At 64.5% G+C, this 12,625-nt stretch carries 8 protein-coding genes; 3 read left to right on the top strand and 5 right to left on the bottom strand.

Going from position 1 to position 12,625, the window contains the following annotated elements:
• Nucleotides 1-15 precede the first annotated feature (15 nt).
• Nucleotides 16-3,636, top strand: a complete 3,621-nt coding sequence (locus tag AC1Q80_RS17525) for a hydantoinase B/oxoprolinase family protein (RefSeq protein ID WP_492361285.1) — start codon at nucleotides 16-18, stop codon at nucleotides 3,634-3,636.
• Between the two features lie 283 nt (nucleotides 3,637-3,919).
• Nucleotides 3,920-5,821, top strand: coding sequence for a methyl-accepting chemotaxis protein (locus AC1Q80_RS17530; RefSeq protein WP_492361286.1), 1,902 nt, complete (start codon nucleotides 3,920-3,922; stop codon nucleotides 5,819-5,821).
• A 77-nt stretch (nucleotides 5,822-5,898) separates the two neighbouring features.
• Here the strand turns inward: AC1Q80_RS17530 and AC1Q80_RS17535 are convergent, their stop codons facing one another.
• The 3 genes from AC1Q80_RS17535 to AC1Q80_RS17545 all read right to left on the bottom strand — a co-directional run bounded on the left by AC1Q80_RS17535 (nucleotide 5,899) and on the right by AC1Q80_RS17545 (nucleotide 9,488).
• Entirely contained in the window at nucleotides 5,899-7,443 is a 1,545-nt protein-coding gene (locus AC1Q80_RS17535) for an aldehyde dehydrogenase family protein (protein WP_492361287.1), read from the bottom strand.
• 15 nt (nucleotides 7,444-7,458) lie between these two features.
• A complete protein-coding gene (locus AC1Q80_RS17540) occupies nucleotides 7,459-8,346 on the bottom strand; it encodes an NAD(P)-dependent oxidoreductase (RefSeq protein WP_492361288.1) in 888 nt (295 codons plus the stop codon).
• Nucleotides 8,347-8,498: 152 nt separating this feature from the next.
• Nucleotides 8,499-9,488 carry a zinc-dependent alcohol dehydrogenase family protein gene (locus AC1Q80_RS17545; protein ID WP_492361289.1) on the bottom strand — a complete coding sequence of 330 codons (990 nt, stop codon included), beginning with the start codon at nucleotides 9,486-9,488 and terminating at the stop codon, nucleotides 8,499-8,501.
• A gap of 102 nt (nucleotides 9,489-9,590) precedes the next feature.
• On the opposite strand from AC1Q80_RS17545, the gene AC1Q80_RS17550 reads away from it, so the two are divergent.
• A complete protein-coding gene (locus tag AC1Q80_RS17550) occupies nucleotides 9,591-10,490 on the top strand; it encodes a LysR family transcriptional regulator (RefSeq protein ID WP_492361290.1) in 900 nt (299 codons plus the stop codon).
• Between the two features lie 20 nt (nucleotides 10,491-10,510).
• On the opposite strand, the gene AC1Q80_RS17555 is transcribed toward AC1Q80_RS17550, so the two are convergent.
• Together AC1Q80_RS17555 and AC1Q80_RS17560 are read right to left on the bottom strand one after the other, a co-directional pair.
• Entirely contained in the window at nucleotides 10,511-11,428 is a 918-nt protein-coding gene (locus tag AC1Q80_RS17555; protein ID WP_234941684.1) for a LysR family transcriptional regulator, read from the bottom strand.
• Nucleotides 11,429-11,452: 24 nt separating this feature from the next.
• The gene (locus AC1Q80_RS17560; RefSeq protein ID WP_209789498.1) at nucleotides 11,453-12,610 is read right to left on the bottom strand and encodes a M20 aminoacylase family protein; all 1,158 of its coding nucleotides are present in this window, start codon (nucleotides 12,608-12,610) and stop codon (nucleotides 11,453-11,455) included.
• Nucleotides 12,611-12,625: the final 15 nt, after the last annotated feature.

A 12,625-nucleotide genomic window follows, 5' to 3' on the forward strand; every position in this document is an offset into this window, starting at 1 on the left:
TGAGAGGGATGGACGATGAGCGCACGCGAAACCGGCAGCTGGGACTTCTGGATCGACCGTGGCGGCACCTTCACCGACGTGATCGGCAGGGACCCGCAAGGCGTGCTGCATGCGCGCAAGGTGCTGTCGGAGAATCCGGAAGCCTACCGCGATGCGGCCGTGCAGGGCATCCGCCTGCATCTGGGACTGCCGACCGGCGCGCCGATCCCTGCCGGCCTCATCAGCGAAGTACGCATGGGCACGACGGTCGCGACCAATGCGCTGCTTGAGCGCAAGGGCGAACCACTGGCGCTGGTGACGACGCGCGGCTTCCGCGATGCGCTTCGCATCGGTTACCAGGAACGCAAGAACATCTTCGCGACCGAGATCATCAAGCCAGAAGCGCTCTATAAGGACATCGTAGAACTCGGCGAACGGGTGCTGGCCGACGGTACGGTCGAGCAGGCGCTCGACGAGGCGGAAGCGCGTCAGGCGCTGACGGCATTGCGCGAGCAGGGCTACAACACCGTCGCGATCGTTTTCATGCACGCTTACAAATATCCCGAGCATGAGGCGCTGGTCGCCCGGCTCGCCCGCGAGATGGGTTTCGAGCAGGTCTCGGTCAGCCACGAAGTCTCGCCATTGATCAAATATGTCGGTCGCGGCGATACCACCGTCATCGACGCCTATCTCTCGCCGGTGCTGCGTCGCTACGTGGCGCAGGTCTCGAGCGAGCTCGACGTCGCGCGCTCCGGCGCCCGCGTCATGTTCATGATGTCGTCCGGCGGGCTCACGGCTGCCGACATGTTCCAGGGCAAGGACGCGATCCTGTCGGGCCCGGCCGGCGGCGTCGTCGGTCTTGCCAAGACGGGTGAAGCTGCCGGTTTCGACCGGGTCATCGGCTTCGACATGGGCGGCACCTCCACCGACGTTGCGCATTTTGATGGCGAGTATGAACGCGCCTTCGAGACCGAAGTGGCCGGCGTGCGCGTGCGCGCGCCGATGATGCTGATCCACACGGTTGCCGCCGGCGGCGGCTCGATCCTGCACTTCGACGGCGAGCGCTTCCGCGTCGGCCCGGATTCGGCCGGCGCCAATCCCGGCCCCGCCTGCTATCGCAACGGCGGGCCGCTGGCGGTCACCGACGCCAACGTCATGCTCGGCAAGCTGATGCCGGAGTTCTTCCCGGCCCTGTTCGGTCCGGAACAGAACGAACGGCTCGATGTCGAGGCGGTCCGTCAGCGTTTCGCGGCCATGGCCGCCGAGATCGGCGATGGCCGCACGCCTGAGGACGTGGCCGACGGCTTCATCCGCATTGCGGTCGCCAACATGGTCGAGGCAATCAAGAAGATTTCCGTCCAGCGCGGCTACGACGTGACGCGCTACGCGCTCAGCTGCTTCGGCGGCGCCGGCGGCCAGCACGCCTGCCTCGTTGCCGATTCTCTGGGGATGAAGAGCATCCTGGTGCATCCGATGTCGGGCCTCTTGTCTGCCTATGGCATGGGCCTTGCCGATATCCGCGCCACCCGTCAGAAGGCGCTCGGCGTCGCGCTCGACGACAACGCGCCTGCAGCCCTTGCAACACTTGGCGCAGACCTGCAGGTCGAATGCCTGGGCGAGCTCGAAGCGCAGGGGATCGCCCGCGATGAGATCCGCACCCATCTTCGCGCCCATATCCGTTACGCCGGTACCGATACGGTTCTGGCTGTCGATGCGACTTTCCCTGAGCATGACGATATCGCCCGCCTGCGTGCCGAATTCGAAACCTTGCACAAGCGTCGCTTCGGCTTCGTCGCCGACAACAAGGCGCTGGTAATCGACGCGGTCGAAGTCGAGACCGTCGGCGGCGGCGCTGCCCAGATGGAAGGCGAAGGCATGGCAACGGTCGAAGGAGCGCCGGCGCTCAGCCGCAGCACTCGCTTCTATTCCCAGGGCCGGTTCCACGATGCGCCTGTGGCGCTTCGCTCCGACATCAAGCCCGGCCAGCGCCTCGACGGCCCGGCGATCATCATCGAGCCGAACCAGACGGTGATCGTCGAAGACGGCTGGCAGGCGGAACTGACCGCCAAGGACCATATCGTTCTTCGCCGCGTCAAGGCACTGCCCGAGCGCAGCGCGATCGGCACCAAGGCCGATCCGGTCATGCTCGAGATCTTCAACAATCTCTTCATGTCGATCGCCGAGCAGATGGGCGTGACGCTGCAGAACACCGCCTATTCGGTGAACATCAAGGAACGACTCGATTTCTCCTGCGCGGTCTTCGACACCAGGGGCAATCTGGTTGCCAACGCGCCGCACATGCCGGTGCATCTGGGCTCCATGGATGCCTCGGTCGCAACGGCGATCCGCGAGAACCCGGTCATCCATCCGGGCGACGTCTTCCTGATCAATGCGCCCTATAACGGCGGCACGCACCTGCCTGACCTGACGGTCTGCACGCCAGTGTTCGACGATGAGGGCCGGGAGATCCGCTTCTGGGTCGCAAGCCGTGGCCATCATGCCGATATCGGCGGCATTTCTCCGGGCTCGATGTCGCCGCTTGCCACCAACATCGAAGAGGAAGGCGTCTATATCGACAACTTCAAGCTCATCGATGCCGGCCGGTTCTGCGAGGCCGAGCTTGAGACGTTGCTCAACGGCGCGCGTTATCCCGTGCGCAACATCGTCCAGAACGTCAACGACCTGAAGGCCCAGGTCGCCGCCAACGAAAAGGGCGTGGCGGAACTGAAGAAGATGATCGCCCAGTTCGGCGAAGACGTCGTGGAGGCCTATATGGGCCACGTCCAGGACAATGCCGCCGAAAGCGTGCGCCGCGTGCTCGACCAGTTGCCGGACGGCGAGTTCTCCTACGAGATGGACCAGGGCTGCAAGATCGTGGTGAAGATCACCGTCGATCGCGACAACCGCGAGGCGACCGTCGACTTCACCGGCACGTCGGAGCAGCGCGGCGACAACTTCAACGCGCCGGCCCCGGTTACGCGCGCCGCCGTCCTCTATGTCTTCCGCGTGCTGGTTGAAGCCGACATTCCGATGAACGCCGGCTGCCTCAGGCCGATCCACATCGTCATCCCGGAGGGCACGATGCTGACCCCTAGCTATCCGGCCGCCGTCGTTGCCGGCAATGTCGAAGTCAGCCAGGCCGTCACCAACTGCCTGTTCGGCGCTGTCGAAAGCCAGGCAGGCGCGCAAGGCACGATGAACAACCTGACCTTCGGCAACGCGCACTATCAGTATTACGAGACGATCTGCTCGGGCGCACCGGCGGGGCCGGGTTACAATGGTGCCGATGCGGTCCACACCCACATGACCAACTCGCGCCTGACCGATCCCGAGATCCTCGAGACCCGTTTCCCGGTGGTGCTGGAAGATTTCCACATCCGCCGCGGCTCCGGTGGCAAGGGCAAATGGTCGGCCGGCGACGGCACCAAGCGCACGATCCGTGCGCGGGAAAAGCTCGATTTCGCCATCCTCTCCGGCCACCGCCGCGTCGCCCCCTTCGGCATCAAGGGCGGTGAGGCTGGCAATCTCGGCCAGAACCTCGTTCGCCGCAACGACGGCCGCACAGAGGAACTGGCGGGCTGCGCCCACACGGTCCTGGAGGCCGGCGAGGCCTTTACCGTGGTCACGCCGACCGGCGGCGGCTACGGCAAGGATTGATCTCCCAAGACTGCTGCGGTGGTCTGCGGGCGGGCGAGCAATCGCCCGCCCGCGTTGCGTTTGCAACGGCGCTTGGCGCATGCGCGTCCCGGTCGAGCCGATCCTGGTGTTGCTGTTTTAACGTTAATTTAAATTCGCAATTACTAAGGATAGCTCGGTCGGTGCGCCAAAGCTCTCCGCCTCCTCCCACGGAGCGCGCGCAACATTCCGGGTCTCCTCCCACCGGTTTGCCCGACCATGTCCAGCCAACCAGCGCGATCGCGACATCACAGGAGTCACGGCAGTGACGTTCAAGAATTTATCGATATTGACCAAGGTCGGCCTCGTGGTCGTGGTCATGGGCCTATCCTCGACCCTGATCGCGCTTGCCGGCGCGCGCGGGCTCTCCTCGCTTGGAACGACGATCGTAGAAGTCGGCGCCCGCGAAGAAGCCGCCCGCGAGGCGATGGATCTTCGGGTCGACATCATCGCCATCAGCCGCATGACCTATCAGCTGGCGGCAACGCCTGCGAAGGCTTCCGAGTTCGGCGCCGAGACCGAAACGCGCGCCACCGAAATGCTCGCTCGCGTTACCAAGATCGAGGCGGTTGCCGACGATGCCGAGGACAAGCTGCTCAACGACATCCGTACGACGCTCAACAGCTACTTCGACGAAATCCGGGCGATGGTTGCCGTTGCCGGCTCCAATGGCGCGGACACCGCTGCCGTCAAGGCAGCCCTCGACAAGGCGCTCGATGCCCAGAAGACCGTAACCTCCACGGTCAAGGCCTATACCACCTATTCCGGCGAGGCGCTTGCAACAGCCCGTGCCGAGGCGCTGTCCTCCTCCTCCGTTGCCATGACGATCCTTCTGGGGGCGGCCGGTGCCTGTATCGTGTTCGGCGTGGGCGTCAGCCTCGTCGTCGCCCGCCGCGGCATCGTGGTTCCGGTGCAGTCGCTGACCGCGATCATGAGCGAACTTGCCGACGGCAAGCTGGATGGCGAGGGCGCTGACGTGTCGCGCCGCGACGAGATCGGCGAGATGGCCCGTGCCGTCGAGGTCTTCCGCAGGAACGCCATCAGCATGCGCGACATGAAGGCCCAGGAGGCGGTGCTGCATGCGCGCAGCAGCGATCTCCAGTCGAACATCAGCATCGTCGTTGCCTCCGCCGTCGCCGGTGATTTCACCGGCCGCATCACCAAGGACTACGACAATGAGGACCTCAATCGCTTCGCTGCCAGCGTCAACGAGCTGGTGTCGAGCGTCGACCTGACGGTCAACGAAGTCCGCCGTGTCGTGGCAGCTCTTGCCGACGCGGACCTGACGCAGAATATGCGCGGCGAATTCCACGGTGCGTTTGCCGAGCTGCAGACCAATGTCAACGCGACGATGGTGACGCTGCGCTCGACCATGCAGAACGTGCGCACGGCGGCTGGAACGATCAACGACAATTCCGTCGAACTGAGCTCGGCAGCCAACGATCTGTCCAAGCGCACCGAGCAGCAGGCGGCGGCACTCGAAGAAACGGCTGCTGCCCTCGATGAAATCACCTCGACGGTCCGCACCGCTTCGCAGCGCGCCAACGAGGCCCACGACATGGTGCGCGCCACCAAGGACAGTGCCGGTCGTTCCGGCGCGATCGTGCGCAGTGCCATCGACGCGATGGGGCGCATCGAGGATTCGTCCAACCGGATCAACCAGATCATTTCGGTGATCGACGAGATCGCCTTCCAGACAAATCTGCTGGCATTGAATGCCGGTGTCGAGGCGGCTCGTGCCGGTGAAGCGGGACGCGGCTTTGCCGTCGTTGCCCAGGAAGTGCGCGAACTGGCCCAGCGTTCGGCGAACGCGGCGAAAGAAATCAAGACACTGATCAACAGTTCGGCAAGTGAAGTCGAAAACGGTGTGTCGCTGGTGCGCTCGACCGGCGAGGCGCTGCTGGAGATCGAGACCCTGGTCAACAATGTCAGCGGCCACGTCAACACGATCGCTACGGCCGCCCGCGAACAGGCAACCGCGCTGCAGGAGATCAACACCTCGGTCAATCATATGGACCAGATGACCCAACAGAACGCGGCCATGGTCGAAGAGACGACGGCAGCAAGCGGAACACTTGCCGAAGAAAGCCGTCAGCTGCGCACGATGCTGGCGAAGTTCAAGCTCGAAGGGGCTGTAACGCGCGAGAGTTGGAGCCGCGCCGCCTGACGCTGAAAGGCGTGCGGAAGCAAAAGCGAAGGGCCGGCAATCGCCGGCCCTTCTGTTATTTAGTCATTCATTTGCCGTCACGCCTCCGGCGAATAGCCGAAGACCACGGCCGGGTTTTCCGCGGTCTCCACCCAGACGCTCTTCGTCTGAGTATAGGCGAGCAGCGCGTCGCGACCGCTTGAGCGGCCATAGCCCGACCGGCCGAAGCCGCCGAAGGGCGACATGACGCTGATCGTTTTGTAGCCATTGATCCAGAACGTGCCGGCGCGCACCCGCGCCGCCATGCGGTGGGCGCGACCGACGTCTTTTGTCCAGACCGCGCCAGCAAGGCCGTAGGGATTATCGTTGGCAAGGGCGACTGCCTCTTCCTCGTCGTCGAAGACGGTGACGCCGACGACGGGGCCGAAGACTTCCTCGCGCGCGATCGTCATGTCCGGCTTGACGTTGTCGAGAATGGTCGGGGCGAAGAAGAAACCGCCGGAGGACGAGAGTGCCGCAGGTTTGCTGCCACCGGTCGCAAGGGTAGCACCCTCGGCGACGCCCTGGCGTACCATCTCGTCGATCTTCGCCCATTGGCGGGCATTGTTGATCGGGCCGATCTGGGTGGCGTCGAGATAGGGATCGCCGACCGGAATGCGCTCGGCGGCGCGGGCATAACGCTCGACGAACTGCTGATGCACCGAACGGTGGATCAGCAGGCGAGATCCGGCAACGCAGCTCTGGCCCGCACCGGAGAAGATCGCCGACTGTGCGCCGACGATGGCGCGGTCGAGATCGGCATCGGCAAAGACGATGTTGCCGGACTTGCCGCCGAGTTCGAGAATGCAGGGCACGACGTTTTTCGCAGCCGCCGCCGCAATCGCAGAGCCAGCCTGGGCCGAACCGACGAAAACGACGAGCGCTGTCTTTCGGTGGGCGACCATGGCGGCACCCGCCGTCAGGCCCGCCCCGGCGATGACGTTGACGAGGCCGCGCGGCGCGCCGCCCGCCTCGCAAAGTGCGCCGAGTACGAGCGTGCTGAGCGGTGTGAGTTCTGATGGCTTGATCACGACGCCGTTGCCGGCGCAGATCGCCGGCGCGATCTGCCAGCCGCCGGTAAAGAGCGGCGCATTCCAGGGCGTGATCTGGGCGACGACGCCGACCGGCTCGTGCCTGACATAGTTCAGGTGCGACGTCGGCACCGGAATGACCTCGCCATGCAGCTTGTCACACCAGCCGGCGTAATATTCGAACATCTCGGCGACACGCAGCGCCTCGCCGCGGATATCGCGGATCGGCCGGCCGGCGGAGCGGCTTTCCAGTTCGGCCAGTTCCGGTGCGCGCTCGCGGATCTTGCGGGCGATCTCGTTCATCACCCGGCCGCGCGCCGATGCCGTCATCGCGATCCATTCGCGCTGGGCGCGCGTGGCCGCTTCCATCGCTGCATCGATGACGTCGGATCCAGCGTCCTTGAACGTCGCGAAAACAGAGCCGGTTGCCGGGTCGGTCAGGTCCTGTTCGGGTCCGGAGCCTGCCACCAGTGCGCCGTCGACATAGCTGCCGATCTCGCTGCCCGGCAGGAAACCATGGAAGAGTTCGCGGATACGCTCGGCCTTTCCGGCCGGCATGGTCATGTCGTTCATCGTCTTCCCCTGGTCTTATCGGTTGTCGTTGGCCGCAGCGCGGAATGCGCCCATGCGGGTGAAATCGTCGGTATTGTCGAGCGGGCTTTCGGCCCAGAGCCGGGCAACCTCCATTGAGAGCGGCAGTGCGGCACCGGTGCGGGCCGCAAGCTCGCTTGCAAGCCTGACGTCCTTGCGCATCAGGCCCATGGTGAAGCCGCTGTCGAAGCGGTCGTTCATCACCCAGGTCGGGAAATGCACGTCGCTGATCATCGATTTACCGGAGGCAGCGTTCAGCACCTTCAGTGCCTGCTCTGGCTCGAGCCCAGCGGAAAGCGCCAGCTTCAGCCCTTCGCCCGTCGTCACCATATGGGCGGCGGCCAGCAGGTTGTTGACGAGCTTGGCGACATTGCCTGCACCGCTTGGGCCCACATGCAGGGCCTTGGCCGACATCGCGTCGATAGCGGGAGCGGCGCGGGCAACATCGGCGTCACTGCCGCCGATCATCATCGTCAGCTTGCCGCTTGCCGCGCCCGCCGGGCCACCGGAGACGGGCGCGTCGAGGAAGCCGTGGCCGAGCGCGTTCAGGCCGGCGGCAAGATCGCGTGAAACATCCGGTTCCGACGTGGATGTGTCGATGATGACGACCCGGTCCGCCGCACCCTTCAGGGCGTCGAGATTGGCTTCGACGACAGCCGCGACATCCTTGGCGGTCGGCAGTGAGAAGACGATGAATTCAGTGCCGGCAAAGACGTCGGCCAGCGTTTCGCACGGCGTCACCCCGCCTTCGGCGGCGAGATTCCGCCTGCTGTCGGAAAGGTCGAAACCCTTTACTGCAAAGCCGTTGCTTGCGAGCGTGGTCGCCATCCCGAGCCCCATGGCTCCAAGCCCGACCACGCCTATGGCTGTGTCTTTCGTCGTCATATCCGATTTCACCCTCAGCGTTTGTTTTGGTGCTGAGAAGGTGGCACGGGGTCTCTGGGGCCGGTAGACGGCGCGGCCGGTACACTGCGTTGCTGACCCTGCAACGTCGGCATGCGAAGGGGCAGGCGACTGCCGGGGCCTGCCTCCGATCGTCAGACTGTGACGACGATCTTGCCGAACTGCTCGTTCGCCTCCAGATAGCGATGCGCCTCGACGATCTCTTCGAACGGAAAGGTTTTCGCGATTACCGGCTTGAGCGAACCCGATGCCAGGCTGTCGAGGATGAAGGCCTTGGCCGCTTCCAGTCGCCGGCGATCGCCGATAATTTCGTGGACGAGGTAGCCGCGCAGGGTCAGCGATTTGCTGAGGACGGGAAACAGCGGAAAAGGTGTCGGCTCGGGGCTGAGGCCGCCATATTCGATGAGAATGCCGCCGCGCGCCATCGCTGCCGTCAGCGGTTCGAAGATCGGTCCGCCGATCGGGTCAAACACCACCCGGATGCCCTCAACCCCGCTGATCTCCTTCAGCCGGCCCCCGACGTCTTCCTCCGCGGAGGCAATGACATGCGCGGCGCCCGCGTTAAGCAGAGCCTGTCTCTTGGCGGAGGTCCGCGTGACGGCAATTGGCGTTGCGCCGACGAGGTTGGCGATCTGGATCGCTGCCAACCCGACACTGCTTGAGGCAGCGGTGATCACCACCGTATCGTCTTTGCCCAACCTGGCGATGTCGAGCAACGCGCCATAGGCGGTCAGATATTGCATCCACACGGATGCGGCCGCTTCCCAGCTGAGCGACGAAGGGTGCTTGACGACTTGCGAGGCGGGGAAGGTGACAAGCTCGCCATAGGCGGGCCAACGGACCATCGATATCGGCGGAATGACACTGACGGCATCGCCTGGCACAAATCCTTCTACCTTGTCGCCGATGGCCTCGATCACGCCGGCGGCCTCGAGGCCGAGACCGGACGGCAGCATCGGCGTTTCTATATACCGGCCCGTGCGCAACAGCGCCTCGGCGCGATTGAGCCCCAGGGCCTTGACGCAGATGCGGACCTCGTCGGCTGCGGGCAAGGCGACATCGTGACTCTCGATGCGCAGGACTTCGGGACCACCATGCTCATGAAAACGAACGACGCGAGCCATGCTCCAACTCCATAATGACTGAACTGGATAAGCTATGCCTTTCCGTTTGATTTGGATAAATCATCGGTTACGCAGAACAGTAGAAACCAGGAGTTTCGAATTATGGATCGCCTCACAAGCATGACGGTGTTTGTCAAAGCGGTGGATCTCGGCTCGTTTGCAGCCGCCGCGGAGGACCTCGATCTCTCGGGGCCGATGGTTGGCAAGCATGTTCGATTTCTCGAGGGACGGCTCGGCGTGCGGCTGATCAACAGAACCACGCGCCGGCAGAGCCTGACTGAATTCGGCCGCGCCTATTATGATCGTTGCCGGGTCATCCTTGCGGAGGCGGAAGCCGCGGACGCGCTTGCGGCCGACCAGCTTGGCGAGCCGCGCGGCCGGCTGCGGGTCACCATGCCTGCGCTGCTCGGCCGGCGGTGCGTCGCACCGATCCTCATGGAGTTTGCCCGCAAATATCCGGGGCTCGAGCTGGAGCTGTCGTTTGGCGATCGCATCGTCGATCTTGTCGAGGATCGCTACGATCTCGCCATCCGCACCGGCGCTCTGGAGGACAGGGCAGGCCTGATCTCCCGCCGGCTTGCCAGCCACGGCATGATCGTTTGCGCTTCGCCGTCTTACGTCGAGCGCCATGGCGCCCCGCGACAGATCGACGACCTCAGCGGCCACCATGCCGTCATCTACAACCGACCGGGATGGGTGCATCCCTGGCTGTTCCCGCGTGATGGTCGCTCGGCGCTGGAGGTGACGCCCGCCAATCGGTTGCGGCTCGACGATCTCGAGGCAGTGGCGGATGCCGCATCTGCTGGAATGGGACTGGCGTGGCTGCCGTCCTGGCTCGTTCGTCAGCGCATCAGGGCCGGTGTTCTTGTCGAAGTGTTGCAGGATGAGCCAGGATATGTGTTCGACAACTATGCCCTGTGGCTGCGAACATCGCATCTGCCGCTGAAGGTTCGCCTGGCAGTCGATGCTCTGGCAGCGGCCCTGCCCAAGGCAATGATCTGAACGGGGTTGCCTGGTCGATGTCAGGCCCGAAAAGACTGCATCTCCAGCGCCAGGTGCTGGCCGAGTTTTTCCACCGACAGCGGCAGGCGCCGATGGGCGCGCACCATCAGATGGGCGCTTGCCTCGCGCAGCAGTGGATCTTCCAGATCGACCGCCTGCATGGCGCCACGGGCAATTTCGCCGGAGACGGCGGCACGCGGCAGGAAGGTGATGCCGAGACCCGAGGCGACGAAGCGGCGTAGCACTTCGATCGAGTGTGTTTCGAGCAGCGGCGCCAGCGCCATGCCGGCATCGGCCGCCACACGGGCGACGAGCTGGGTGACGCCATTGCCCTTGCCGAGCAGGGCGCAGGGCGAGGTCAGACAGTCTGCCAGCTTCAGCTCGGTGCGGTTGGAAAGGGCATGCCCGTTCGGAACGATGACGCAGAGCGGCTGGCGCGCGATTGCCAGCGCCCGGATGCGCGGATCGGTCAACGGCGTGTAGGCGATACCGATATCGGCGTCGCTGTTGGCGATGGCATCGACCACATCCTCGGTGCTGCCGAGTTCGACGATGTAGCGCACGTAGGAATGCGCCTTCGAGAACGACGACAGCCCGTGCTCGACGAGGTCTGCCATGAACCCTTCGCCGCAACGAATGCGGATGCGGGTCTGCTGCACGCCGCGGATCTGATCGAGTTGCTCGGCCAGTAGGCCGTTGTCTTCAAGAACCCGCTTGCCATGTTCGAGAACGAGCTCGCCGGCATCGGTCAGCACCGTGCCGCGCGCGGTGCGTTCGAATAGGGCAAGTCCTATTTCGCGTTCGGTGTCGGCGATTTGGCGGCTGACGACCGAAGGCGCCAGCCCCATATGTTCCGCAGCACCCCGGATCGAGCCGATGCGGGCGACCGCCATAAAAATCTTGAGCGCTTTCGCGTCGAGCACGTCCATGGTGGTCATGGATGCGACGGAAACCGCTTGAGGTCAACGACCAAGAGACGAGGCGATCAGCCTTGTCCAGAGGTCAACGCCTTGCGCAATGATCGCGTCGTTGAAATCGTAGTGCGGCGAATGAAGGCCGGGATTGCTGCCGTCGCGGCGCGCACCGAGCCAGATGTAGCAACCGGGACGTTCCTCCAGCATGAAGGCGAAATCCTCCGCGGCCATGCTCGGAGCGGCATCGACGACGACAAGGGCGCCGTCCTGTGCTGCGACGGAACGCGCGAAGGCGGCGGACGCGGCATCGTTGATCGTCGCGGGATAACGGCGTTGATAGTCGAGATCGGCCGAACAGCCGAGGCCTTCTGCAACGGCTTCGACCAGCGTCCGCATGCGCTTTTCAAGAATGTCGCCCACGTCCTTTGCGAACCAACGGGTTGTGCCGCGGATGATGGCCTCCTGCGGGATGACGTTCCAGGCGTCGCCGCCATGGATCTGGGTCACGGAGAGCACGGCGGCATCGAGCGGCGAGACGTTGCGGCTGGCAATCGTCTGCAGCGCAGTGACGATCTGGGCTGCGGCAACCAGGGGATCGGCGCCCTCATGCGGCATGGCGCCGTGGGCGCCCCGGCCGGTGACGCGGATCTCGAACACGCCGAATGCGGCCATCATCGCGTCGTCGCGGGCAACGCAGGTGCCGACGTCCAGCGCCGGCCAGTTATGCAGCGCGTAGACGGCGTCAGTCGGAAAATCCCGGAATAGGCCGTCGGCGACCATGGCGCGGGCGCCGCCTTCGGCTTCTTCGGCCGGCTGGAAAAGGAAGTGGACGGTGCCGTCGAATTCCATCTCTGACGCCTGTCGCGCAGCGGCGAGCAGCATCGAGACATGGCCGTCATGGCCGCAGGCATGCATCTTGCCCGCAGTTTTCGACGCGTAGGCAACGCCGCTGGCCTCGACGATCGGCAGTGCATCCATGTCGGCGCGGATGGCGATGGTGCGGGGGGAGGTGCCGCGCGACAGCGTGCCGACGAGGCCCGTGCCGCCATAGCCGCCTTTGACGGTAACGCCCCATTCGGCAAGCTTGGCGGCGATGAAGGCCGAGGTTTCGCGTTCCTCGAAAGCGAGTTCCGGATGGGCGTGCAGATGATGGCGCCAGGCGATCGTTTCCGCGATACGGTCGGGGCTGATGTCGTGGCGGCTCATCTCGTTCATCCTGTT

This window comes from Ensifer sp. GW823-FHT05D09, from assembly GCF_058795755.1.

What these genes read in the sequence shown, in the direction of transcription:
- AC1Q80_RS17545 (WP_492361289.1), bottom strand. Translation starts at nt 9,488, where the DNA reads ATGGCTCGCGTCGTTCGTTTTCATGAGCATGGTGGTCCCGAAGTCCTG.
- AC1Q80_RS17540 (WP_492361288.1), bottom strand. Translation starts at nt 8,346, where the DNA reads ATGACGACGAAAGACACAGCCATAGGCGTGGTCGGGCTTGGAGCCATG.
- AC1Q80_RS17555 (WP_234941684.1), bottom strand. Translation starts at nt 11,428, where the DNA reads ATGACCACCATGGACGTGCTCGACGCGAAAGCGCTCAAGATTTTTATG.
- AC1Q80_RS17550 (WP_492361290.1), top strand. Translation starts at nt 9,591, where the DNA reads ATGGATCGCCTCACAAGCATGACGGTGTTTGTCAAAGCGGTGGATCTC.
- AC1Q80_RS17560 (WP_209789498.1), bottom strand. Translation starts at nt 12,610, where the DNA reads ATGAGCCGCCACGACATCAGCCCCGACCGTATCGCGGAAACGATCGCC.
- AC1Q80_RS17535 (WP_492361287.1), bottom strand. Translation starts at nt 7,443, where the DNA reads ATGAACGACATGACCATGCCGGCCGGAAAGGCCGAGCGTATCCGCGAA.
- AC1Q80_RS17525 (WP_492361285.1), top strand. Translation starts at nt 16, where the DNA reads ATGAGCGCACGCGAAACCGGCAGCTGGGACTTCTGGATCGACCGTGGC.